The sequence below is a fragment of the Microbacterium sp. KRD172 genome (genome assembly GCF_017168295.1).
GTDB lineage: Bacteria > Actinomycetota > Actinomycetes > Actinomycetales > Microbacteriaceae > Microbacterium > Microbacterium profundi.
Window position 1 is genome coordinate 1418570 of record NZ_JABFAS010000002.1, and the last position, 24639, is coordinate 1443208.

Genomic DNA, 24639 nt, shown 5'->3' on the forward strand with positions numbered 1-24639 from the left:
CACAAGGAGAACACACAAGCATGGCGAACAGCACCGTTGAGAAGCTGACCCCGACCCGGGCCAAGCTCACCATCACGGTCACCCCGGACGAACTCAAGCCCAGCGTCGCGCACGCGTATGAGCACATCGCCCAGGACGTCCAGATCCCCGGTTTCCGCAAGGGCAAGGTCCCGGCTCCGATCATCGACCAGCGCATCGGCCGCGGCGCGGTCATCGAGCACGCCGTCAACGAGGGCCTCGACAAGTTCTTCCGCGAGGCTGCGAACGAGCAGAACCTTCGCGTCGTCGGTCGTCCCTCCGCTGACATCACCCAGTGGCCGAACGAGAAGGACTTCTCCGGCGATCTGATCGTCGAGGTCGAGGTCGACGTGCGTCCCGAGATCGAGGTTCCCTCGTTCGACGACATCACCCTGACGGTCGATGCCGTCGAGACCGATGAGGCCGCGCTCGATGCGGAACTCGACACGCTGCGTGCACGCTTCGGCACACTCATCCCCGTCGACCGCCCGGCCGCGAAGGGTGACTTCGTCGAGCTCGACCTGGTCGCTACGATCGACGGCGCCGAGATCGACCGCGCCGAGGGCGTGTCCTACGAGGTCGGCTCCGGTGAGCTGCTCGAAGGCATCGACGACGCGATCGAGTCCCTCACCGCAGGCGAGGACACCACCTTCAACTCCAAGCTCGTGGGCGGCGACCACGTCGGCTCCGAGGCTGAGGTCTCCGTCTCCGTCAAGGCTGTCAAGGAGCGCGAGCTTCCCGAGGCCGACGACGACTTCGCTCAGATCGCGAGCGAGTTCGACACGATCGCAGAGCTGCGTGCAAGCCTCGCTGAGCGCGTGAGCGAGCAGGCCGTCTTCGGCCAGGGTTCGGCTGCTCGCGACCAGCTCATCGAGACGCTGCTCGAGAAGATCGACATCCCCGTGCCGCCGAAGCTCATCGAAGACGAGGTGCACAACCACCTCGAGGGTGAGAACCGCCTCGAGGACGACGTGCACCGCGCAGAGGTCACCGAGGCGAGCGAGAAGCAGTTCCGCACGCAGGTGCTGCTCGACACGATCGCCGAGCAGGCCGATGTGCAGGTCTCGCAGGAGGAGCTCAGCCAGTACATCATCCAGTCCGCAGCGCAGTACGGCATGGCTCCCCAGGAGTTCGTCGAGGCTCTGCAGTCGTCGAACCAGCTCCCCGCCCTGGCCGGAGAGGTCGCCCGCAACAAGGCTCTCGCCGTCGCACTCGGCAAGGTGAAGGTCGTCGACTCCAACGGCAAAACCGTTGACCTGTCTGGCTTCGTCGCCGTCGACGACGAGGCCGAGTCCGTTGAGACCGAGGCTGCCGCCGAGGAGAAGCCCGCGAAGAAGGCTGCGGCGAAGAAGGCTTCGGCCAAGAAGGACGACGACGCTGAGAAGCCCGCCGCCAAGAAGCCGGCAGCCAAGAAGGCTCCGGCCAAGAAGGCTGCCGACAAGGCCGAGTGATCGCACCCCGATCGTGACGAAAGGACGGATGCTGCGGCATCCGTCCTTTCGCGTATGAGGAGACGACATGAAGAAGTGGGAAAACCGCATCGCTCGATGACCGCCTACGCTCGGGAGATCGGCGAGCGCGACACCTTGATATGCCGACGGCGAACACGGCCTGACCGCCGAGTGTGCGCCGGTAGATTCGAATCACCGAACACGGAAACAGGAGCTGAAATGGCTGAACCCCTAGTCGCGACGAGCGTCTTCGACAGACTGCTGAAGGATCGCATCATCTGGCTTGGATCCGAGGTGCGTGACGAGAACGCCAACGAGATCTGCGCGAAGATCCTTCTTCTTGCTGCAGAAGACTCGGACAAAGACATCTTCCTCTACATCAACTCACCCGGTGGCTCGATCACCGCGGGCATGGCCATCTACGACACGATGCAGTTCGTCCCGAACGACATCGTGACCGTCGGCATCGGCATGGCGGCGTCCATGGGACAGCTGCTGCTGACCGCCGGCACGAAGGGCAAGCGCTACATCACACCGAACGCGCGTGTGCTGCTGCACCAGCCGCACGGCGGCTTCGGCGGAACGTCCAGCGACATCCAGACGCAGGCGCAGCTGATCCTCTCGATGAAGAAGCGTCTCGCGGAGATCACGGCAGGCCAGACCGGCAAGACGGTCGAGCAGATCAACGCCGACGGTGACCGCGACCGCTGGTTCACCGCTGACGAGGCCCTCGAGTACGGCTTCGTCGACCACATCCGCGAATCGGCTGCCGACGTCATCGGTGGCGGCGGAACCGACCAGGACGCCAAGTAACGGATTCGAAAGGCCGCATATGTACACTCCCACTTTCCAATCCGCAGGCAACCTGCCTTCCAGCCGCTACGTGCTTCCGCAGTTCGAGGAGCGCACGGCATACGGCTTCAAGCGTCAGGACCCGTACAACAAGCTCTTCGAAGACCGTGTGATCTTCCTGGGCGTGCAGGTCGACGATGCGTCAGCAGATGACGTGATGGCGCAGCTCCTCGTCCTGGAGAGCCAGGATGCTGAGCGTGACATCACGATGTACATCAACTCGCCCGGTGGCTCGTTCACCGCGATGACGGCGATCTACGACACGATGCAGTATGTCGCGCCGCACATTCAGACCGTGGTACTCGGACAGGCAGCCTCGGCTGCGTCAGTACTGCTGGCTGCTGGTGCACCCGGCAAGCGCCTTGCGCTGCCCAACGCACGCATCCTCATCCACCAGCCCGCGATGGGCGAGGCTGGGCAGGGGCAGGCATCCGACATCGAGATCCAGGCTGCGGAGATCCTCCGCATGCGCACCTGGCTCGAAGAGACCATGGCCAAGCACACCGGCAAGCCGGTCGAGCAGGTCAACCGCGACATCGACCGCGACAACATCCTCTCCGCCGCCGAGGCACTCGAGTACGGCATCGTCGACCAGGTGCTCACCACGCGCAAGCGCATCTCCTCGTAACTCGGTTCCTCAAAGGGCTGCAGTCTTCGGACTGCAGCCCTTTGTCGTGTCCGGATGCGGTGGTTCACCCGTAGAGTGCGCTTCGTTCGGAGAAATGCGCTTGGCTCGGATGAAATCCGAGGTTTCGCTCCGAAGAACGAGCATTTCTCCGAAGCACGTGCACGGCGAGGACGCGATGGCGACAGCGAATGCGCGCCCACAGTTGCGATCTATGCGCATGTGAGCAGCGGCATGCGCGACCGTGTGCTCATGCGTAGACTCGGAAACGGAAGGGAGGATGCCGTGGACGAAGATCTGCTCACCGTGCGAGTCGCAGAGCTCTACTATGACGAGGCGAAGACGCAGGACGAGATCGGCGCCCTCCTCAAGATCTCACGCTGGAAGGTCGGGCGACTGCTCACCCAGGCGCGGGAGAAGGGCATCGTGCGGATCGAGATCGTGCATCCGCGTGCCCGCAAGCTCAATCTCGAACGTGAGATCACCGAGCGTTTCGGTCTCGCTGACGCGGTCGTGGTGCCGATGCCGGATGACGAGAGCACGACTCTCGATCGAGTCGCCCAGGCCGCAGCAGATCATCTGACGGCCCTTCGCCCGGTACCCCGCACCCTCGGCGTCAGCTGGGGCCGCACGCTCACCGCCGTCGCCGAAGCGCTGCCGGAGGGATGGGCGAGCGGCGTGACCGTCGTGCAGCTCAACGGCGGCGTCAGCGTCAATCGACGTTCTGGTGGGGCGGCGAGCCTCGCCATGACGATCGCTCAGCGCGCCGGCGGGCAGGCGACACTTCTGCCCAGCCCCGCGATCCTGGAACGCGTCGAGACGAAGCAGGCGATCGAGGCTGATCGGACTGTCTCGGCCATCTTGGAGCAGGCTGCCGAGGCGCAGGCCTATCTGTACTCTGCCGGCCCGGCCGACGCGTCATCCGCTCACGTCGAGAACGGCTACCTGACGCCCGCAGACGTCGAGGAACTCGCTCGTCGCGGCGCTGTCGGCGATGTGCTGGGACGCTACATCGACGCGGACGGCAACATCGTCGATTCGCAGCTCGATGCACGAACGGTCGGCGTCAGTCTTGAGCGCCTGCGATCGGCGAAGCAGGCGATCTTCGTCACCGCCGGTGCCCTGAAGCATGACATCGCGCGTACAGTCGTGACCAGCGGCCTGTGCAGCGTTCTGGTGACCGACGAGAACACAGCCCGAGCATTGTTGGAGGAACGATGACGACCAAAGAACTCACCCGCCGCACCGCGGTGGATGTGCTGGGCGGAGAGCCCGACGATGCCACGCTGCGTCGCTTCCTGCACGGACTCCCGGGAGTTGATGCGACCGGACTGGAGCAGCGCGCTTCAGGCCTCGGCACGCGTTCGATCAAGACGACGTCCAAGGCGTGGGCGATCGATAAGATCATCTCGCTGATCGACCTCACCACTCTCGAGGGCGCTGACACTCCCGGCAAGGTGCGTTCGCTCGTCGCCAAGGCGAAGACGCCGGATGCCGGTGACCAGACGACTCCGCTCGTCGCGGCCGTCTGCGTCTACGGCGACATGGTCGGATACGCCGTCGATGCGCTCGGCGCGCTGCATGGCGACCCTGACGACGGGAAGATCTCCGTCGCTGCAGTGGCGACGGCGTTCCCCAGCGGCCGCTCATCGCTCGCGATCAAGCTCGCGGACACCGCCGAGGCTGTCGCGGCCGGCGCCGACGAGATCGACATGGTGATCGACCGCGGAGCGTTCCTCTCGGGACGCTACGGGCTCGTGTTCGACCAGATCGCCGCTGTGAAGGAAGCGTGCCGCCGCGAGGACGGCAGCCATGCCTCACTCAAGGTCATCCTCGAGACCGGCGAGCTCAACACCTACGACAACATCAAGCGTGCGTCATGGCTCGGCATCCTCGCGGGCGGCGACTTCATCAAGACGTCCACCGGCAAGGTGCAGCCCGCGGCGACGCTGCCCACCACGCTGCTCATGCTCGAGACCGTGCGCGACTGGTACCGGGCGACCGGCGAGAAGATCGGCGTGAAGCCCGCCGGCGGCATCCGCACATCCAAGGACGCCATCAAGTACATCGTCACAGTCGCCGAGACCGCGGGGGAGGAGTGGCTCCAGCCGCACCTGTTCCGCTTCGGTGCGTCGAGCCTGCTCAACGACGTGCTGCTGCAGCGTCAGAAGATGACCACCGGCCACTACTCCGGCCCCGACTACGTCACGATCGACTGAGGATGCTTCGACCACTGAGCCTGTCGAAGTGTCAGCAACCAGTTGGACGCCGCTTCGCGGTGAAAGGATAAGGATAGATATGTCATTCCTGGAATATGCCCCGGCGCCCGAATCCAAGGCGATCCTGAACCTGCGTGACAGCTACGGCCTGTTCATCGACGGCGAGTTCGTCGACGGCTCCGGCAAGAGCTTCACGACGATCTCCCCGGCCGACGAATCGCACATCGCCGAGATCGCCGGCGCGTCCGACGAGGACATCGACCGTGCGGTCACCGCAGCGCGCCGTGCGTACGACAAGGTCTGGTCGAAGATGAGCGGCCGCGACCGCGGGAAGTACCTCTTCCGCATCGCACGTCTCGTGCAGGAGCGCGCCCGCGAGCTCGCCGTGGCCGAGAGCCTCGACAACGGCAAGCCCATCAAGGAGAGCCGCGACGTCGACGTGCCGCTCGTCGCATCCTGGTTCTTCTACTACGCCGGCTGGGCCGACAAGCTCGATCACGCCGGCCTCGGCGCGAACCCGCGTGCGCTCGGTGTGGCGGGTCAGATCATCCCCTGGAACTTCCCGCTGCTCATGCTGGCGTGGAAGATCGCACCGGCCCTCGCGGCCGGGAACACCGTGGTCCTCAAGCCCGCCGAGACGACGCCACTGACCGCGCTCATCTTCGCCGAGATCCTGCAGCAGGCCGACCTTCCCGCCGGCGTCGTCAACATCGTCACCGGTGCAGGCTCGACCGGTGCGACGCTCGTGCGTCACCCTGACGTCGACAAGGTCGCCTTCACAGGTTCGACCGGCGTCGGACGCGACATCGCGCGCGCGGTGGCAGGCACAGGCAAGAAGGTCACGCTCGAACTCGGCGGCAAGGCGGCGAACATCGTGTTCGACGACGCGCCCATCGATCAGGCCGTCGAGGGCATCGTCAACGGCATCTTCTTCAACCAGGGCCATGTGTGCTGCGCAGGCAGCCGTCTGCTCGTGCAGGAATCGATCCACGAGGAGGTCATCGACCGATTGAAGACGCGACTGTCGACCCTCCGTCTCGGCGACCCGCTCGACAAGAACACCGACATCGGCGCCATCAACTCCGCCGCCCAGCTGGCACGCATCCGCGAGCTCAGCGACATCGGCGAGGCGGAAGGCGCGGAACGCTGGACGGCGGACTGCGCCATCCCCGACAAGGGATTCTGGTTCGCTCCGACGATCTTCACGGGTGTCGAAGCGTCCCACCGCATCGCCCGCGACGAGGTCTTCGGACCGGTGCTGTCGGTGCTGACGTTCCGCACGCCCGCCGAGGCCATCGCCAAGGCCAACAACACGCCGTACGGCCTTTCGGCCGGCATCTGGACCGACAAGGGATCGCGCATCCTCGCCGTCGCCGACCAGCTGCGCGCCGGTGTCGTGTGGGCGAACACCTTCAACAGGTTCGACCCCGCCAGCCCGTTCGGCGGGTACAAGGAATCCGGATACGGCCGCGAGGGCGGCCGACATGGTCTCACCGCATACCTGAAGGGGGCTTCGGCATGAGCAAGCGACTGACTGTTCCGAAGACTTACAAGCTCGCCATCGGCGGAAAGTTCCCGCGCAGCGAGTCGGGACGCACCTACGAGGTGCTCTCGGCGAAGGGCGCGTTCCTGGCGAACGCATCCAAGGGCTCCCGCAAGGATGCTCGGGATGCCGTGGTCGCCGCTCGTGCAGCCGTGAAGGGGTGGTCGGGGGCGACGGCGTACAACCGCGGTCAGGTGCTCTACCGGGTCGCCGAGGTTCTCGAGGGGCGTCGTGCCCAGTTCGTCGACGAGATCGTCGCCCAGGAGGGCGTCTCTGCCACCGTTGCCGGTGCGCAGGTCGATGAGGCCGTGGATCTGTGGGTCTGGTACGCGGGTTGGTGCGACAAGTACGCGCAGGTCGCAGGAAACGCGAACCCGGTCTCCGGCCCGTACTTCAACATCTCGGTGCCGGAGCCGACCGGTGTCGTGGCGATCATCGCGCCGCAGAACTCCGCGTTGTTGGGCCTTGTCTCCGTGATCGCTCCCGCATTGGTTGCCGGCAACACCGTCGTCGTGATCGCGAGCGAACAGCATCCGCTCTCGTCGATCAGCTTCGCCGAGGTGCTCGCGACGAGCGATGTGCCAGGGGGAGTCGTGAACGTGCTCACCGGTTCTCCGGCGGAGATCGCGCCGTGGCTGGCCTCGCACGCGGACGTCAACGCACTCGATCTTGCCGGTGCAGACGCGCTCGAATGGGTCGACCTGCAGATCGCCGCGGCCGACACGCTCAAGCGCGTGCTCACTCCCGGTGAGGTGACGGCTTCGCCGGAGCGGATCGCGGCCTTCACCGAGACGAAGACGGTGTGGCACCCGAAGAGCATGATCTAGTACGAGTCATTTTTTGCGTCTTTCCGCCGACGGAGAGCTCGGCTTTCGTTGCGTCCACGCACGTCAGCAGATTGCGTCTAGACCTTGTGGGGTCTACACTTGGTCATGTGGGATGTCGAGCTCGGGCTGATCGAGGAGTGGCTGGAGTCTCTCGATGAGGACTCATATGAGCAGGTGATGGCCGCGATTGAGTTGCCGACCTGGTTCGTCGGGAAAATCTGAGCTGCGGGTGCTGTTCGCCTTCGACCCCAAGAGGCGAGGGATGCTACTGGTGGCGGGTGACAAGGCCGGCAACTGGAAGAGCTGGTACAAGAAAAACATCCCGGTGGCGGACGAGCTGTTCGACGCTCACATTCGCCAACTGAAGAAGACCAAAGGAAAGTGATTGCGATGGCTCTGACACGTGAGCAGATGTTGGCGAAACGCGGCGTTAACCGCGAGCGTGTCGACGCCCACAAGGAGCGGATGCTCAGCGAGGTCCGGGCATATCAACTACGCGAGTTGCGCGAGGCGCTTGGGCTGACGCAGGAGGACCTCGCCGAGCGTATCGGCGTCGGCCAACGTCAGGTCTCGAAGATAGAGCGCGGCGACCTCGACAACGCGAAGGTCGGGACTGTTCGAAAGTACCTAGAGGCTGTCGGTGGTCAACTCGTCGTCGAGTACGTCTCGGGCGACCAGCGCCTTCAGGTGACATAAAGGATTGGCCCGCCGGACCACTCGCTCTCGTGGCTCGCTTGCGGCGAATGTCTATCCGTCGGCTAACCGAGCACGATATGCGGCTTAGAGCATGATCTGAGCCGGACCGCGCCAATGCGGCCCAGTGTCTGAGGGAGAGGTTAGGCTCGAAGGAGTTTCTCAGTCTCCCCAAGGAGGACGCGCATGGCCCGAATCGGTGAAAGCGCTGACCTGTTCAAGTGCTCATTCTGCGGAAAGAGCCAGAAGCAGGTGCAGCAGCTGATCGCTGGCCCCGGTGTGTACATCTGCGACGAATGCGTCGAGCTGTGCAACGAGATCATCGAAGAGCGCATGGCGGAATCGTCCGCCGACGGCGTCGCCGATTTCGATCTGCCCAAGCCTCGTGAGATCTTCTCGTTCCTCGAGGAGTACGTGGTCGGTCAGGAGCCGGCGAAGCGGTCCCTGGCCGTCGCGGTGTACAACCACTACAAGCGCGTCCGCGCGCACGGCACGCTGCAGCTCGCAGAGCAGAAGGCCGACGAGGTCGAGATCGCCAAGAGCAACATCCTGCTCATCGGTCCGACCGGCTGCGGCAAGACGTACCTCGCACAGACGCTGGCGAAGCGATTGAACGTGCCCTTCGCTGTGGCGGATGCTACGGCGCTCACCGAGGCCGGCTACGTCGGTGAAGATGTCGAGAACATTCTCCTCAAACTCATCCAGGCTGCCGACTACGACGTGAAGCGCGCCGAGCAGGGCATCATCTACATCGACGAGATCGACAAGATCGCCCGCAAGGCGGAGAATCCTTCGATCACGCGCGATGTGTCGGGCGAAGGCGTGCAGCAGGCGCTGCTGAAGATCATCGAGGGCACGGTCGCTTCGGTGCCGCCGCAGGGCGGACGCAAGCATCCGCACCAGGAGTTTCTGCAGATCGACACGACCAACGTGTTGTTCATCGTCGCGGGTGCCTTCGCGGGCCTGGAAGACATCGTCTCGTCGCGTGTCGGCAAGCACGGTGTCGGCTTCGGCGCACCGCTGCACGACAAGACGAAGGACCTCGACCTGTTCAGTGAGGTGCTCCCGGAAGACCTGCACAAGTTCGGTCTCATCCCGGAGTTCATCGGGCGACTGCCGATCGTGGCGTCGGTGTCGCCGCTCGATCAGAGCGCGTTGATCGAGATCCTCACCGGACCTCGCAATGCCTTGGTCAAGCAGTACCAGCGCATGTTCGAGATCGACGGCGTGGAACTCGAGTTCGAGGAAGACGCGCTCCGGTCGATCGCCGACCTTGCGGTGGAGCGAAAGACGGGTGCGCGAGGGCTCCGTGCGATTCTCGAAGATGTGCTCGGACCGATCATGTTCGAGATCCCTTCAGCCGAAGATGTGAAGAAGGTCGTGGTCACGCGTGCCGCCGTCGATGACGGTGCACCGCCGACCATCGTGATGGAACGCAAGCGCAAGAGCGCGTGAGTGCTGCGGGGCGCAGCCCCGAGCCGTGGAAGACGACATCCAGCCGGATGATCGTCGCAGACCGTTGGATCCGTCTGCGTGCAGACGAATGCGTGGATGCTGCGGGGCGCACGATCTCGCCGTACTACGTACTCGAACCGAGCGAATGGATCTCGCTGCTCGCAGTCGATGTCGACGGCAACGCGATCGTCGTGGAGGAGTATCGCCACGGTGCGGGGATCATCGCGCTGGGCACGATCGGCGGTGCTGTCGAAACCGGCGAGGAGCCGCAAGATGCTGCGACGAGGGAACTCCTCGAGGAGACCGGGTATGCCGCTGCGGAGGTCATTGATCTCGGTGCGACCTGGGCGAACTTCGGCAATCACACGAACCGCGTCCACCACTTCCTCGCGGTCGGTTGCACGCGCGTGGCAGGTCAATCGCTCGACGAAGGTGAGCTGATCACCGTTCGCGTCCTTCCGATGGCCGGGCTGGGGGAGCACCTGCCGCAGAGCTATCACCAGCTGACCTGGTACAAGGCACTGCCGCACCTCTGACGTCGATGTCCGAGGGGCGTTCTATGGTGAGCGCATGCGAAGCTTTCGAGTCTCCGTTCCCGACGACGTAATCGCCGATCTGCGAGAGCGACTCTCACGTTCACGGTTGCTCCCCGACTCGCCGCGCCGCCCCGAGACGGGCATGAATGCGGCATACCTTCGTGACCTGGTCGATTCGTGGCGCGCGTTCGACTGGCGAGCGCGCGCTACCCCGAGAGCGTCGCACGGAGCTTCTACCGCGACCTGCGCTCGTTCGATCGGATGCCGGAGGGCGGACATTTCGCCGTTGCAGAGGTGCCGCAGGCCATCGCCACGCGCATGCGCGACTTCGCGCGTGAACTCGGGCTGCTGTCCGCATGACCAACGAAGCGCTCCGGCTCTCACCCACCGAGACCGCGGCGCTTCAGCAGCGGGGTGATCTCGGCGTCGCGGCCGCGGAAGTCGCGGTAGGCCTCCAGTGGATCCTTCGAGCCGCCGACGCCCAGCAGTCGTGCCCGGAATCGGTCGCCGTTCTCGCGCGTCAGGCCGCCGTTCTCGCGGAACCACTCCACAGTGTCGGCGTCGAGCACCTCACTCCAGATGTACGAGTAGTACCCGGCACTGTAGCCGCCCGAGAACACGTGCGCGAAGTACGTGGACGAGTACCGCGTCGGCACCGCGGGGTTGTCGAGACCGATCTCCGCGAGAGCCGCGGCCTCGAAGGCGGCGACATCGGTCACGGCATCCGAAGCTTCCACCCGATGCCAGGCCTGATCCAGCCACGCGGCCGCGAGATACTCGCTCGTGTCGTGCCCCTGATTGAAGGACTCGGTCGCGCGCAGACGCTCGACCACGCCTGCATCCAGAGCCTCGCCCGTCTCATGGTGACGGGCATAGTTGTCGAGCACATCGGCCCAGAGGATCCACATCTCGTTGACCTGGCTGGGGAACTCGACGAAGTCGCGGAACACGTTGGTGCCGGCGAAATGCGGGTAGTCGACTGTGGCGAACAGTCCGTGCAGCGCGTGCCCGAACTCATGGAACAACGTCGTGACCTCGTCCAGTGTCAGCAGCGTCGGCTGGCCATCACCCGGCTGCGCCACGTTGAGGTTGTTCACGACGACCGGTGCTGTGCCGCGTAGTGCGGACTGGCTGACGATCGGGTTCATCCACGCACCGCCCCGCTTGGAGTCGCGCGTGTACAGGTCGAGCACGTACAGGCCGAGCGCACCGCCACCGGCGTTGTGCACCTCGAAGACACGGGCGCCGGGGTGGTAGGCGGCCAGATCGGCGCGCTCGGTGAACGTCACGCCGTACAGTTGCGTTGCCGCGTAGAAGACGCCGTCCTGCAGCACGCGCTCCGCTTCGAACCAGGGGCGAAGCGCAGCCGTGTCGATGGCGTACTTCGCGGTGCGCACCTTCTCGGTGTAGAACGCCCAGTCGTGTGCTTCCAGCGCGAACGGCTCCTTCTCGGTCTCGTCGATGATCGCCTGGAGCGCCTCCTGTTCTGCACGGGCGTTGGATGCTGCCGCCGGAGCGAGCCGGTGAAGTAGATCGGACACGGCCTCCGGCGTGCCGGCGGTCTCGTCGGCTGTCACGTATGCGGCGTGCGACGGGTAGCCGAGCAGCGCGGCGCGCTCCGCACGCAGGGTGACGATCTGCGTCAGCACGGCGCGGTTGTCCTTCGCGTTGCCGCGCATCCCACGGGAGCGGGACGCCTCCATGATCAGACGACGGCTCTCGCGGTTCGTCAGCGAAGCGAGATACGGATGCCCTGTGAACAGGGGCAGCGAGATGAGAAAGCCCTCGTGACCGCGTTCGCTCGCCGCCCGTGCGGACGCCGAGAGCTCGCCGTCGGTGAGTCCGTCCAGCTCTTCGGCGTTCTCGAACAGCACGGCGAGCTCATTGGTGTCGGCGAGCAGATTCTTCTCGAACGTCGTGGTCAGAGTCGACAGCTGTTGGTTGAGCGCGGTGAGCCGCGATTTCGCATCGTCGTCGAGGGCGGCTCCGGCATGCGTCATCTCACGGAAGTGCCGCTGAACCAGGTACCGACTCTCGTCGTCGAGCTCCAGGTTGTCGAGCTGCTCGTGCAGGGTCTTGACTCTCCAGTACAACTGCGCGTCGAGGCGTATGGCGTCCTCGTGCGCGGCCATCAACGGAGCGAGTTCCTCGTCGATCGCCTGGATCTCATCCGTGGCATCGGCCGAGCTCACCGTGTAGAAGGCGTGCGCGACGTGATCCAGGGCAGCGCCGGACCGCTCGAGCGGCACCATCGTGTTGTCGAACGTCGGCATCGCCCGCACCATCGTGATGCGCCGGATCTCGGCGAGATGCTCGTCGAACGCCGCGCGGAAAGCCGGCAGGTAGTGCTCGGGCCGGATCGCGGCGTAGTCGGGGAGCGCGTAGGGGAGAGCGGATGGCGTCAGGAGCGGGTTCGCGGCATCGGTCATCTCACGAGCCTATGGCCAACGCAAAAAGTAGCCGCCACACAGGCTATTCCGGTATCGCGGGGCGCATCCACGATCGAGCGCGCGTCAACACGCCTTGCTACGGACCACCTGCTCGCACAGTTGGGTGCACGGCGGTGCTGGGCGACTTCGACTCGCTGCGCTCGCTCAGTCCGTTTCGTCTCGCTGCGCTCGCTCAACGACCCGCGGGGTGCTCGCTCAACGACCCGCGGGGTGCTTGTTTCGTCTCGCTTCGCTCGCTCAACGACCCGCGGGGAGTATCCGCGGGAGCAGAACCAGCGCGGGACGTTGAGCGGAGGCAGGCTCAGTCCTGGAAGGGGCGGGCGATGACCTCACCGGATGCTGCGAGAAGCACTTCCCATCCGGCATCCAGCTCGGCGATCGGCCGGCCCTCCAGCCACGTGAGGGTCCACATGCCGGTGATGCCCTGCGCCTCGACCTCGGCGATGGCGGGCCGCAGCGCGGCGGGAACGGATGCCGGGACAGCCGAACCCGTCGCCCAACGCGTGCCGAGCTGCATCAGCTCGCCTCCACGGGAGCCAGCTCGATCTCGGTGACGGCGAGCTCGTCGCCGACCGCGAACTCCAGCACGGCGATGCGGCCGACCGCACGAAGATCGTCGGCAGCGGCACGCACGGCCTCGAGCGTCTCGGCAGGAGCGACGATCACTGCGCGCGACACCGGCGTCTTCTGCGAGGCCTTCGCCTCGGTCTTGGCCCGGCGGATGCCGATCAGTGCCGCACTCGCGGCAGACAGCACGTCAGGGTCGCCTTCGGCGTCCAGCGGCTCCGGCCAGGATGCGGTGTGGATCGAGCCCTCTTCGAACCAGCTCCACGACTCCTCGGTGGCGAACGACACCACCGGAGCGAGCAGACGGAGCAGTGTCGACAGCGCCATCCGCAGCGCGAGCGCCGCCGAAGGCTGGCCGACGTCGGTCTGGTCGTATGCGCGTTCCTTGACGAGCTCGAGGTAGTCGTCGCAGAACGCCCAGAAGAACGACTCGGTGATCTCCAGCGCGCGAGCGTGGTCGAACGCGTCGAATGCCTTGGTCGTCTCGCGGACGACCTCGTCGAGGGCCGCGAGCATCGAGGCATCCAGAGCATTCGTGATCTCGGCTCCGGAAGGCACCGGGAACGACAGCACGAACTTCGCGGCGTTGAGCACCTTGATCGCCAGGCGGCGGCCGATCTTCATCTGCGTCGGGTTCTGCGGGTCGAACGCGGCGTCCACTCCGAGGCGGCTGGAAGCCGCCCAGTAGCGCACAGCATCCGAACCGTGCTTCTCGAGGATGTCGGCGGGCGTCACGACGTTGCCCTTCGACTTCGACATCTTCTTGCGATCGGGGTCGACGATGAAACCGGAGATCGAGGCGTGCTTCCACGGCGACCGGCCGTCTTCGAGCGTCGAGCGCAGCATGGTCGAGAACAACCAGGTGCGGATGATGTCCTGCGCCTGCGGACGCACATCGAACGGAGCGACGAGGTTCCACAGTTCCTCATCGCGCTGCCAGCCGCCGGCGAGTTGCGGGGTCAAAGATGACGTAGCCCACGTGTCGAGGATGTCGGTCTCGGCTTCGAAACCGCCCGCGACGCCGCGCTGGTCCTCGGTGTAACCGGTGGGGACGTCGCTGGTCGGATCGATCGGCAGCTGCTCCGGCGACGCCATCAGCACGCGGTCGTAGTCGCGATCTCCGTTCTCGTCCAGGCCGTACCAGACGGGCAACGGCACGCCGAAGAAGCGCTGACGCGAGACGAGCCAGTCGCCCGTGAGGCCGCCGACCCAGTTCTCGTAGCGCACGCGCATGAAATCAGGGTGCCACTGCAATTCCTTGCCGTGCGCGATGAGCTGGTCGCGCAGCGCCTCATCCCGGGCGCCGTTGCGGACATACCACTGGCGCGTCGAGACGATCTCGAGCGGGCGGTCGCCCTTCTCGAAGAACTTCACGGCGTGGTTGAAGGGCGCCGACACCTCGAGCAGCTCGCCCGATTCCTCAAGCAGCTCGACGACCCGCTTCTTGGCGCTGAAGACGGTCTTGCCTGCGAGCTCCGCGTAGGCGGCGGTGCCGGCATCCGATTCGATCGCATCAGGGGCGTCTGCGATCACGCGGCCGTCGAGACCCAGGATCGTGCGGATCGGCAGATCGAGCTCGCGCCACCACACCATGTCGGTCACGTCACCGAACGTGCAGACCATCGCGATTCCCGAGCCCTTGTCCTGCTGCGCGAGGTGGTGCGCGAGCACGGGGATCTCGACGTCGAACAGGGGGGTGCGCACCGTCTGGCCGAAGTAGGGCTGGTAGCGCTCATCGTCGGGGTGAGCCACCAGCGCGACACAGGCCGCGAGCAGTTCGGGACGCGTCGTCTCGATGTGGATGTCGCCCGAGCCGTCGGTCTTGTGGAAGGCGATGCGGTGGTACGAGGCCTGCTGATCGCGATCTTCGAGCTCTGCCTGGGCGATGGCGGAGCGGAAGTCGACATCCCACAGCGTGGGCGCGAGCGCCTGGTACGCCTCGCCGCGCTCGTGGTTGCGGATGAACCCGAGCTGGCTCTGGCGGATCGTCTCGTCTGAGATCGTGCGGTACGTCTGCGTCCAGTCGACGCTGAGACCCATCTGGCGGAAGACATCCTCGAACTGCTTCTCGTCCTCCACGGTGAGGCGTTCGCACAGCTCGATGAAGTTGCGGCGGCTGATGGGCTGCTGGTCGGCGGCCTTCAGGCTCTTCGCGTTGCCCTCGAAGGGGGGCACGAAGTCCGCGTCGTAGGGGAGCGTCGGGTCGACGCGCACCCCGTAGAAGTTCTGCACGCGCCGCTCTGTGGGCAGACCGTTGTCGTCCCAGCCGATCGGGTAGAAAACGCTCTTGCCGCGCATTCGCTCGTAGCGCGCCTTGACGTCGGTGTGCGTGTACGAGAACACGTGCCCGATGTGGAGAGATCCGGATGCCGTCGGCGGAGGCGTGTCGATCGAGTAGACGCCATCGCGGCCGAGTTCCGCTGCGCGCAGGCGATCGAACAGGTAGGTGCCCTGCTGCGCCCAGACGCCGTCCCACTTCGCTTCGAGACCTTCGAGGACGGGCTTGTCGGGGATCTGGTTCTGGACGGTTGCCGACATGGAGGTCTCCTTGCGCGATGTATGCGGCACTGTGTGAGCGTGCCTGAGTGTGGGTTGTGACAACCAGTCTACCGAAGGCGGTCGAGGTCGGACGTCGACGTAGATCGACCCAGTCCAACAAACCCCCGCTAGAATCGAGAGACCCCCCTTCACTCTTCCTGAGGATTCGCATGCCCACTCCGCTCGTGCGCCGCATTCTGCCCATCACTGCGATCGCGACTGCCGCTGCTCTGGCGCTCAGCGCCTGCGCCGGCCCCGGAGGGTCATCAGACGGCGATGGCGGTGGAGAAGTGGTCTGGGCCATCGAAGGCGCGAACCTCTCGGCCGGTCACATGGATCCGCAGACCAGCCAGCTCGACGTGTCGAGCATGGTTCAGCGCGTCGTCCTCGACTCGCTGGTGTTCCAGGAATCGGATGGATCGTTCTCGCCGTGGTTGGCCACCGACTGGACGGTGTCTGACGACAGCACGACGTACACGTTCGATCTGCGCGATGACGTCACCTTCCACGACGGCGAGTCGTTCGATGCAGGAGCGGTGAAGGCGAACTTCGACCGCATCGCAGACCCGGAGACGGCATCCGCCCAGGCCGCCAGCATGCTCGGCGGCGACTTCTACGCCGGCACAGAGGTGATCGACGAGTACACGGTCGAGGTCAGCTTCAGCCAGCCGTACGCGCCGTTCCTGCAGGCGGCCAGCACTCCGCTGCTCGGCTTCTACTCACCGGCCGTGCTGGAGAGCTCGGCCGATCAGCTCAAGGCCGGCGGACCCGACGTCACGGTGGGCACCGGCCCGTTCGAGCTCACCGAGTACACGCCCGACCAGGAGATCGTCTACACCCGCAACCCCGACTATGCATGGGGCCCCGATGGCGCAGAAGCTGCGCAGTTCGAGACGCTGAGGGTCGAGATCCTGCCGGAGGCCTCGGTGCGCGCGGGTGTGGTGGAGAGTGGAGAGGCCGACCTCGCCAGCAACATCCCGCCGAACCTCGCGGTAGAGCTGCCCGACACGCTCACGGTCGACGCCAACGAGTACCCCGGTCTTCCGTACTCGCTGTACCTGAACGAGAAGTACGGCGTCTTCGCCGATGAGAGGGTGCGACAGGCGTTCGCCAGCGGCGTCGACGTCGACGCCGCGGTCGAGGAGATCTTCTTCGGCCAGTTCCCGCGCGCCTGGAGCATCCTCGGCTCGACGACCCCGGGATACGACGCCTCGCTCGAGGGTGGCCGGCCGTTCGATCAGGATGCGGCGAACAGCCTGCTGGATGAGGCCGGATGGACCGAACGCGACACCGACGGCATCCGCATGAAGGACGGCAAGCGGCTCTCGGTGCGTTGGATCGCCTACACGCCGGTGTCCGACGACAACGCGGCTCTGGCCAACGCCATCCAGTCCGATCTCGCCGACATCGGGTTCGAGGTCGTGCGCGAGGTGCTTGAACCGGGCGCCTACAACGAACAGTACGGTCCCAAGACCTTCGACCTCACCGACTGGGGCTTCTCGGGCGTCGACGGCGATCTGCTGCGCAGCCACCTGCACACCGACGGTTTCCAGAACGCCTCGCAGGTCACCGATCCGGAGATCGATGCACTGCTCGAAGAGGGCATCGCGACCAGCGACGTCGACGCGCGGGCCACGATCTACCAGCAGCTGCAGCAGTGGAATGCTGAGTACACTGCGATCGTGCCGCTCTACAGCCCGTCGCTCATCACTGCGGTGAACGACACCGTCTCGGGTCTCGAGTACGACCTGTACGGCCGGCCGCTGTTCTATGAGGTCACGGTCGGCTGATCCGGTCGTGAAGCCTGTTCTCATCCGGATTGCGGGGCTCGCAGCATCCGTCGTCATCGTCCTGTGGGGCGCGGCGACGCTCGCGTTCCTCGCATTCAGGGTGATCCCCGGCGATCCGGTCTCGGTGATGCTCGGGCCGCAGGCCCAGGTGAGCGAAGCGGTCAAGGACGGCATCCGGGCTGAGCTGGGGCTTGACCGCCCGCCGCTGGAGCAGTACTTCTCGTACCTCTGGCAGTTGCTGCAGGGGAACCTGGGGGAGTCGTATCAGCTGCGGCTGCCGGTGACCGAGGTGATCGGGCGGCAGCTCGGCGCCACCGTGCAGTTGACGTCGCTCGCTCTCGTGATCGCGGTGGTGCTCGCGCTCGCCGTGGCGCTGTGCGCCCGCGGGCGGGTGTCGCGTGGGATCGTCGCAGGGGTCGAACTGGTCGTGCTGTCTTCGCCGGTGTTCTGGATCGGCATCCTGCTGCTCAGCGTGTTCGCGTTCGGCCTTGGCTGGTTCCCGGTGTCCGGTACCCGCAACCCCGCCACGATCGTCCTGCCGGCGATCACCCTGGCGCTGCCGGTCGCAGCGCTACTCGGCCAGGTGCTGCGCGACGGCATCGAAGCGGCCGAGCGGCAGCCGTGGGCGACCACCGTTCGGGCGCGCGGGGCTGGGCAGGTGCGGCTCACCGCGCATCACACGCTGCGCCATGGTGCCGCTGGTGCTCTCACCCTCGCCGCCTATCTGGTCGGGTCGCTGCTCGGCGGCGCTGTGCTCGTGGAGACGGTGTTCGCCAGGCCAGGACTCGGACGCGTGACGCTGTCGGCGATCACCGACCGCGACCTCCCGGTGATCACCGGGGTCATCCTGTTCAGCGCCCTGGCGTTCGTGGTCGTGAATCTCATCGTCGAATTGCTATACCCGGTGCTCGATCCACGGTTGCGCCGCATCGACGTCCGGCGCGTGCGGGAGGTAGGTGCGTGAGTGTGTCTGCTCGTCCGGATATCGCGCGGCGCATGGGCGTCTCACGGCCGGCGAATGCGTCGCGGCGGGTGCTTCTGTGGGCGGCGCTGGCCGTGCTTGCCGTCGTGGCGGTCATGGCCGTGTTTCCGTCGCTGATAGCGACTCACGACCCGCTGCGCACTGATGTGCGAGCGGCGCTCGAGGCGCCCAGCCCGGCGCATCTGTTCGGCACGGATCAGAGCGGACGCGACGTCTTCTCCCGCGTCGTGTACGGTGCGGGACGCTCGGTGGGCATCGGGCTGCTCGCCACAGGACTCGCGCTCGTTATCGGGCTCGTCGTCGGCGCGCTCTCGGGTGTCGCCCCGCGCGCGGTGGATGCCACGGCGATGCGCATCACGGACGTGCTGCTCGCCTTCCCGGAGTTCCTCGTCGCGCTCGTGGTCGTCGCGATCCTCGGACCCGGACCGACGAATGTCGCTATCGCCGTCACGATCGCCGCGGTACCCGTGTACGTACGACTCGCGCGGGTGCAGACTCGATCTCTCGCGCTCGCCGAGCATGTGGAGGCCGCTCGCATACTCGGGGTGCCACGGATGCGGGCGTTCGTCCGTCACGTGGTTCCCGGTGTGCTCGGGTCGCTCAGTGTGCTCGCGACGATCGGGATCGGCTCCAGCATCCTCGCGGCAGCCGGCCTCAGCTTCCTCGGACTCGGACCGATCGAACCATCGCCCGAGTGGGGTCTCATGCTCTCCGGCGGGCGCAACGTGCTCGGTACTGCCTGGTGGATCGCCGTGTTCCCCGGGGTGGCGATCACGCTGACCGTGGTGTCCGCGACCATCGTCGGCCGTGGTCTGCGGGCTCGCGCAGAGGGGAGAGGGAGATGAGTGCGCTCGCCGTGCAGAACCTTTCGGTGGCCATGCGGGGGACGTTGCTCGTCGACGGCGTCTCGTTCGAGGTCGCCTCGGGGGAGTGCCTGGCCATCGTCGGGGAGTCCGGTGCAGGGAAGACGCTCACGGCATCCGCTCTTCTCGGGCTGACGCCGGATGCCGCACGTGTCACCGCGGATGTGCTGAGCGTCGACGGCGTCGACGCCCGGGGCTTCTCGGAGACCGATTGGCATGAGCTGCGGGGTGACAAGGTCGGCTTGGTCTCGCAGGATGCCCTGGTGTCGCTCGACCCGCTGCGGCGCGTCGGTGCGGAAGTGGCCGAGCCTCTTGCGATCCACACGCGGCTCTCCCGAAGCGAACGACGCGATCGTGTGATCGAGCTGCTCGAGGCGGTGTCGATGACGGATGCCGCGCGCCGCGCGGGCCAGTACCCGCACGAGCTCTCCGGCGGGCTCCGGCAACGTGCCCTGATCGCCTCGGCGCTCGCCGGTCAGCCCGCCGTACTCGTCGCGGATGAACCGACCACGGCGCTCGATGCCACTGTGCAGGCGAGGGTGCTCGCTCTGCTGCGTTCGATCGCGGATGCCGGCACCGCCGTGGTGTTCATCAGCCACGACATCGCGGCGGTGCGCAGGGTCGCGGACCGGGTGATGGTGATGAGGGCGGGCAGGGTCATCGAACAGGGAGCGGTCGCCGACGTCTTCGCAGCGCCGCAGGAGGAGTACACCCGTGCATTGATCGCGGCCACGACGCATGAGCCGCGTTCTGATCGGTTCGGACTCGGGGATGCCGTGCTCACCGCCGTCGAGGTGTCCAAGACGTTCTCTGGGGTTCCCGCCGTCGATGACGCGTCGTTCACCCTGCTGCAGGGACAGACACTGGGGATCGTGGGGGAGTCCGGTTCGGGCAAGACGACGCTCGCGCGGATGATCGTGGGTGTGGAGCGACCGGACTCGGGGGAGCTGCGTTGGAGCGGTGGCACGCACCGGGTGCAGCTCGTGCATCAGAATCCGCTCGGTGCGTTCGATCCGCGTTGGACGATCGGGCGGTCGCTGCGCGAGGCGCTCGAGGCGGGTGGCGTGCCACGCTCGGTGCGGGCTGCGCGCGTGGCGGCGCTGACGGCGGAGGTGGGTCTCGAACCGGCGCTGGCTCGACGCCGCCCCGCCGAGCTGTCGGGCGGTCAGCGGCAGCGCGCGGCGATCGCTCGGGCGCTCGCCGCAGACCCCGACGTGCTGGTGCTCGACGAGCCGGTCTCGGCGCTTGACCCGTCAGTACGCGAGAAGGTGCTGCAGCTGCTCGGGCGCCTGCAGCACGATCGCGAGCTGACCATGATCTTCATCTCGCACGACCTCGATGTCGTCGCCGCGGTGTCAGATGACGTGCTGGTGATGCAGGACGGAGTGGTCGTGGAACAGGGCCCTGTCGCCGCGGTGTTCGCTGCTCCGCAGCATCCGTTCACTCAGGAGCTGCTCGCGGCATCAGCCGGCGGAGTCTGAACACCCCGGCCCACCTCTGTCAGCATTCTCCCAGCTTTGCTACGGTGGGTCGTCACGTGGGGACAGAGCTGTCGCTGCGAGAGAGGAAGAAACTCCCATGAGTCCCGTCCTGTTGATGTTCATAGGCTTGGCGCTGTTCGTCTTCGGCTACCTCGTCTATTCCAAGTACCTGGCCAAACGGATCTACAAGCTCGACCCGGCTTTCAAAACCCCGGCGCACGAGCTGAACGACGGCGTCGACTACGTCCCGACCAACAAGTTCATCCTGTGGGGCCACCACTTCACCTCGGTCGCGGGAGCCGCGCCGATCGTCGGTCCCGCGATCGCCGTGATCTGGGGCTGGTTGCCCGCCTTCCTGTGGGTCACGCTCGGCACTGTGTTCTTCGCCGGAATGCACGACTTCGGTGCGCTGTGGGCATCCACCCGCAACAAGGGCCGCTCGATCGGCGCGCTGTCGGCCCGCTACATCGGCAAGCGCGGAGCGAACCTGTTCCTCGTCGTGATCTTCCTGCTGCTGCTCATGGTGATCGCCGCGTTCGCCGTGGTCATCAAGGACCTCCTGATCAGCACCCCGAGCGCCGTCATCCCCACGTGGGGCGCGATCGTCGTAGCCCTGCTCGTCGGCGTCGCGGTCTACCGGCTGCGCTGGCCGCTCGTGCCAGTGACGATCGTCGGGGTCGCGGCGCTCTACGCGTTGATCGTGCTGGGTGACCAGGTGCCCGTCGCTCTGCCGGACGACTTCCTCGGCATGGGGCCGGCGACCTTCTGGATCCTCGCGCTGTTCATCTACGGCGCGATCGCCTCGCTGCTGCCGGTGTGGGTGCTGTTGCAGCCGCGGGACTATATCAACGGCGTGCAGCTGTTCGTCGGTCTCGGCCTGCTGTACGGTGCTGTGCTCATCGCCACGCTGTTCGCGGCGGACAAGCCGGAGATCGTCGCGCCGATGATAAACATGTCCGTGCCGGAGGGCACGCCGAGCATGATCCCGCTCCTGTTCGTCACGATCGCCTGCGGTGCCATCTCAGGGTTCCACGGAATGGTCTCGTCCGGCACGAGTTCGAAGCAGCTCGACAAGGAACCGGACGCGCGGTTCGTCGGCTACTTCGGCGCGGTCGGCGAGGGGCTGCTCTCGCTCGGCACGATCCTCGCAGTGATCGGCGGATTCCGCACCGTCGCCGAGTGGGAAGAGGTCTACAGCTCGTTCGGCGCCGGCGGTGTGGGTGCGTTCGTCCAGGGCGGCGGAATGCTGATGGAGAACGGCCTGGGGCTTCCTGCCTCCCTCAGTGCCACCGTGCTCGCGACCATGGCCGTGCTGTTCGCCGCGACGACGATGGACACCGGCATGCGATTGCTGCGGTTCGTCGTGCAGGAGATCGGCGACGCGATGCATATCAAGATCAAGAAGTTCCCTGCGACGCTCGTCGTCGTGGTCGTCGGGCTCGGCCTGACGTTCTCGCAGGGGTTCGCGGGAGATGGCGGCCTGCGGATCTGGCCGCTGTTCGGTACGACGAACCAGCTGATGGCGGCCCTCACCCTTTCGATACTCGCGGTGATGCTGATCCGGAAGCGTCGCAATGCTCTGCCCGCGCTGCTGCCGCTGATCTTCGTGTTCGTCATGTCGTTCTGGGCGGCGATCGAGCAACTCGCGTCGTTCGCGGATCCGGCCGAGCCGGACTGGCTGCTGTTCGTTCTCGACGTGATCATCATCGTGGCGAGCATCTGGGTGGCGGTGGAGGCCTTCATCGCCATGCGCAAGGCGGCCGCCGACCCGCCGGAACCGGAGGATCAGGATGCCAGCATCCAGGCGGTGCGCGAGGAGGTCTGATCAGTGACGCATCGAACGGCGGCCCTGCGTTTCTCGGAGCGCTGGGCCGCCTTCCGGGAGGGTCTGACCGAGTACTACGCCGGGCCGTACCGCCAGACACTCGCCCGCGAGAGGCGCGATGAGGACGACCTGTTCACTCTCGTCGTGCTCGGTGAGGCGCTCGGTGTGCCGGATCCTGCCGCGTACTACAGTGCAGAGCTGATGCCCATGCTCGCCGAGGATTTCCACGCGTGGCATCGGCGGATGGGGATGCCGCGCTCACCGCTGGATCAGATGTCATGCTGCTGATGGACGAGCGCCGGCGCATCCTGTTCGTGGGCGGCAAGGGCGGCGTCGGCAAGACATCGCTCGCATCGGCGATCGCGCTCGCGCGGTCGCGGCGCGGTGCTCGCGTACTGGTCGTGTCGACCGATCCTGCGCACAACCTCGGGCACCTCTGGGAACGCGACGTCGAGGATGAGCCGGTGCGGCTGGCAGAAAATAGCAGCGGCGGTTGCGTCGACGGGATGGAGATCGATCCCGAACGGACGATCGCGCGACACCTGGCTGCGGTCGAGCAGACCATGATCAGGATGCTGCCCGAGCGCCAGCACGCTCAGGCGCGAGAGCATCTCGAACGTGCACGTGTCGCGCCGGGCAGCCACGAGTCGGCGGTGCTGGAGAGGATCGCTGAGGCGGCCGAACTGATCGACGGCGACTACGACCTCGTCATCTTCGACACCGCGCCGTCAGGGCACACGTTGCGGTTGCTGGCGCTGCCGGGGCAGCTGGCGGGCTGGACGGACACACTGCTGCGCAATCGCGATCGCTCGGAACGCTTCTCGGCCGCGATGCGTGGGCTGACCGGCAGGGTCGAGCAGGGCTCTTCAAGCGAGGCGGAACTGCGGCGCACCCTGCACCTGCGCCGCGCGCGCTTCGAGAACCTTCAGCGCGCGATCACGGATGCCGAGACCTGCGGCTTCGTGGTGGTGTTCACCGCCGAGGCTCTGCCGGTGGCCGAGACTCTCGAGGTGGTCGAGTCGCTGAACGGCATGCACGTCGACGTCGCCGCGCTGATCGCGAATCGACGGTCACCGAACGATGCCGGCGACCTGCTTCGCGCGCGCCGCGACGTGGAGGATCGGCATCTGAGAGCTGTGCATGCCGCCCTGCCGGAGATCCCCGTGATCGAGGTACCGCTCGTGGCGGGGGAGCTCACGGGCGTCGAGGCCCTGGGCGTGCTCGCAGAGTTGCTGCAGCAGGAGATCGTCCGGCCGAGGACCCCTCAGTCCTGAACGCGGATGCCGACGCCCGTGGCGAGCGCGGGCGCGAGCAGCTGTACCTGGTGGCCCGTGAGGGTGACGCCCTTCAGCCCGTTCGTGTCGACGTACGACATCGCGTCGAGTCCGCGCAGATCGACGTCAGTGGCACGTAGCCCGCGAGGGTCGACCTCGTCGCTGCGGCAATCCGCGAACAAGACCCGCACGAGCTGGGCCTGAGGCATGTCGAGGGTACGGATCGTGGAATGGGCGATCAGCATGTCAGTACCTTTCGCGCCACCGAGATTCAGGTAGTCGATGCGCACGTCGCGCATCTCGAGCTCATCGATGCGGGCGCCGCTGAGGTCAAGCGTGCCGATGCGGCCGCCAGTGATGCGGAGCCTGCGGATCCCGGCATTCCGCAGGCTCAGCGACGCGATGCGGACGTCAGTCATGTCGACATCGAGGATCGTGGCGCCGACGAGGTCGACGCTGTCGGCATCTGCAGCAACGACGCACTGCTCCAGCGACGCGTAGGCGAGGTCGACGCGGCCGGAAAGATCGAGCCGGTCAGCGAGGAGATCTGCGCTGCGCGCAGCAACAGCGTTGCCGAGGCGAGCCGGGATATCGGGGTTGGAGACGCGGGGAGCAGCGGGGGAGTCAGGGGTGCGGGCCACATCCCGAGG

23 protein-coding genes and 1 pseudogene are annotated in these 24639 nt (G+C 66.1%); 20 read left to right on the forward strand and 4 right to left on the reverse strand.

Going from position 1 to position 24639, the window contains the following annotated elements; genetic code table 11:
* The first annotated feature begins 20 nt into the window (after positions 1-20).
* From tig to J1M43_RS17080, 13 genes and pseudogenes are all read left to right on the forward strand, one after another.
* A complete protein-coding gene (tig, locus tag J1M43_RS07185; RefSeq protein ID WP_206476380.1) occupies positions 21-1469 on the forward strand; it encodes a trigger factor in 1449 nt (482 codons plus the stop codon).
* 219 nt (positions 1470-1688) lie between these two features.
* Positions 1689-2282, forward strand: a complete 594-nt coding sequence (locus J1M43_RS07190; RefSeq protein WP_033107540.1) for an ATP-dependent Clp protease proteolytic subunit — start codon at positions 1689-1691, stop codon at positions 2280-2282.
* Positions 2283-2301: 19 nt separating this feature from the next.
* Positions 2302-2949, forward strand: coding sequence for an ATP-dependent Clp protease proteolytic subunit (locus tag J1M43_RS07195; RefSeq protein ID WP_033107541.1), 648 nt, complete (start codon positions 2302-2304; stop codon positions 2947-2949).
* Between the two features lie 249 nt (positions 2950-3198).
* Positions 3199-4167 carry a sugar-binding transcriptional regulator gene (locus J1M43_RS07200; protein ID WP_240545709.1) on the forward strand — a complete coding sequence of 323 codons (969 nt, stop codon included), beginning with the start codon at positions 3199-3201 and terminating at the stop codon, positions 4165-4167.
* Positions 4164-5165: a deoxyribose-phosphate aldolase gene (gene deoC / locus J1M43_RS07205; RefSeq protein WP_033107542.1), complete on the forward strand. Its 1002-nt coding sequence runs from the start codon at positions 4164-4166 to the stop codon at positions 5163-5165. The genes J1M43_RS07200 and deoC overlap by 4 nt, the downstream gene beginning before the upstream one ends.
* A 79-nt stretch (positions 5166-5244) precedes the next feature.
* Positions 5245-6687 (forward strand): aldehyde dehydrogenase family protein, encoded by a 1443-nt coding sequence (locus J1M43_RS07210; protein WP_033107543.1) that lies wholly within the window; start codon positions 5245-5247, stop codon positions 6685-6687.
* On the forward strand, positions 6684-7535 hold the full coding sequence (locus J1M43_RS07215; protein ID WP_033107544.1) for an aldehyde dehydrogenase family protein: 852 nt from the start codon (positions 6684-6686) through the stop codon (positions 7533-7535). Before J1M43_RS07210 ends, J1M43_RS07215 begins: the two co-directional genes overlap by 4 nt.
* Positions 7536-7764: 229 nt before the next feature.
* Positions 7765-7920 carry a type II toxin-antitoxin system RelE/ParE family toxin gene (locus tag J1M43_RS07220; protein WP_200881043.1) on the forward strand — a complete coding sequence of 52 codons (156 nt, stop codon included), beginning with the start codon at positions 7765-7767 and terminating at the stop codon, positions 7918-7920.
* A gap of 5 nt (positions 7921-7925) precedes the next feature.
* Positions 7926-8231, forward strand: a complete 306-nt coding sequence (locus J1M43_RS07225; RefSeq protein WP_033107624.1) for a helix-turn-helix domain-containing protein — start codon at positions 7926-7928, stop codon at positions 8229-8231.
* Between the two features lie 183 nt (positions 8232-8414).
* On the forward strand, positions 8415-9683 hold the full coding sequence (gene clpX, locus J1M43_RS07230) for an ATP-dependent Clp protease ATP-binding subunit ClpX (protein WP_206476381.1): 1269 nt from the start codon (positions 8415-8417) through the stop codon (positions 9681-9683).
* On the forward strand, positions 9680-10219 hold the full coding sequence (locus tag J1M43_RS07235) for an NUDIX hydrolase (protein WP_206476382.1): 540 nt from the start codon (positions 9680-9682) through the stop codon (positions 10217-10219). Before clpX ends, J1M43_RS07235 begins: the two co-directional genes overlap by 4 nt.
* Positions 10220-10253: 34 nt before the next feature.
* A pseudogene (locus J1M43_RS17075) lies at positions 10254-10367 on the forward strand (epoxide hydrolase); the annotation flags it as partial.
* Positions 10368-10396: 29 nt separating this feature from the next.
* The gene (locus tag J1M43_RS17080) at positions 10397-10579 is read left to right on the forward strand and encodes a hypothetical protein (RefSeq protein WP_206477425.1); all 183 of its coding nucleotides are present in this window, start codon (positions 10397-10399) and stop codon (positions 10577-10579) included.
* Positions 10580-10599: 20 nt separating this feature from the next.
* On the opposite strand, the gene J1M43_RS07250 is transcribed toward J1M43_RS17080, so the two are convergent.
* From J1M43_RS07250 to valS, 3 genes are all read right to left on the reverse strand, one after another.
* Positions 10600-12648 (reverse strand): M3 family metallopeptidase, encoded by a 2049-nt coding sequence (locus tag J1M43_RS07250; protein WP_206476383.1) that lies wholly within the window; start codon positions 12646-12648, stop codon positions 10600-10602.
* 322 nt (positions 12649-12970) lie between these two features.
* Entirely contained in the window at positions 12971-13186 is a 216-nt protein-coding gene (locus J1M43_RS07255; RefSeq protein WP_033107548.1) for a hypothetical protein, read from the reverse strand.
* The gene (gene valS, locus J1M43_RS07260; protein WP_206476384.1) at positions 13186-15774 is read right to left on the reverse strand and encodes a valine--tRNA ligase; all 2589 of its coding nucleotides are present in this window, start codon (positions 15772-15774) and stop codon (positions 13186-13188) included. The genes J1M43_RS07255 and valS overlap by 1 nt, the downstream gene beginning before the upstream one ends.
* 170 nt (positions 15775-15944) lie before the next feature.
* On the opposite strand from valS, the gene J1M43_RS07265 reads away from it, so the two are divergent.
* The 7 genes from J1M43_RS07265 to J1M43_RS07295 all read left to right on the forward strand — a co-directional run bounded on the left by J1M43_RS07265 (position 15945) and on the right by J1M43_RS07295 (position 23989).
* A complete protein-coding gene (locus tag J1M43_RS07265) occupies positions 15945-17564 on the forward strand; it encodes an ABC transporter substrate-binding protein (protein ID WP_206476385.1) in 1620 nt (539 codons plus the stop codon).
* Positions 17565-17571: 7 nt separating this feature from the next.
* A complete protein-coding gene (locus J1M43_RS07270) occupies positions 17572-18528 on the forward strand; it encodes an ABC transporter permease (protein ID WP_307823307.1) in 957 nt (318 codons plus the stop codon).
* Between the two features lie 2 nt (positions 18529-18530).
* Positions 18531-19391 (forward strand): ABC transporter permease, encoded by an 861-nt coding sequence (locus J1M43_RS07275; protein WP_307823308.1) that lies wholly within the window; start codon positions 18531-18533, stop codon positions 19389-19391.
* Positions 19388-20890 carry an ABC transporter ATP-binding protein gene (locus J1M43_RS07280; protein ID WP_206476387.1) on the forward strand — a complete coding sequence of 501 codons (1503 nt, stop codon included), beginning with the start codon at positions 19388-19390 and terminating at the stop codon, positions 20888-20890. Before J1M43_RS07275 ends, J1M43_RS07280 begins: the two co-directional genes overlap by 4 nt.
* A 97-nt stretch (positions 20891-20987) precedes the next feature.
* Positions 20988-22715, forward strand: coding sequence for a carbon starvation protein A (locus J1M43_RS07285; protein ID WP_033107553.1), 1728 nt, complete (start codon positions 20988-20990; stop codon positions 22713-22715).
* Positions 22716-22718: 3 nt separating this feature from the next.
* Positions 22719-23003 (forward strand): cory-CC-star protein, encoded by a 285-nt coding sequence (locus J1M43_RS07290; RefSeq protein WP_234001486.1) that lies wholly within the window; start codon positions 22719-22721, stop codon positions 23001-23003.
* Positions 22946-23989 (forward strand): ArsA family ATPase, encoded by a 1044-nt coding sequence (locus tag J1M43_RS07295; protein WP_235272486.1) that lies wholly within the window; start codon positions 22946-22948, stop codon positions 23987-23989. The genes J1M43_RS07290 and J1M43_RS07295 overlap by 58 nt, the downstream gene beginning before the upstream one ends.
* On the opposite strand, the gene J1M43_RS07300 is transcribed toward J1M43_RS07295, so the two are convergent.
* Positions 23980-24630, reverse strand: a complete 651-nt coding sequence (locus J1M43_RS07300) for a pentapeptide repeat-containing protein (protein WP_206476388.1) — start codon at positions 24628-24630, stop codon at positions 23980-23982. The two genes, J1M43_RS07295 and J1M43_RS07300, sit on opposite strands and share 10 nt — an antisense overlap.
* Positions 24631-24639 lie beyond the last annotated feature (9 nt).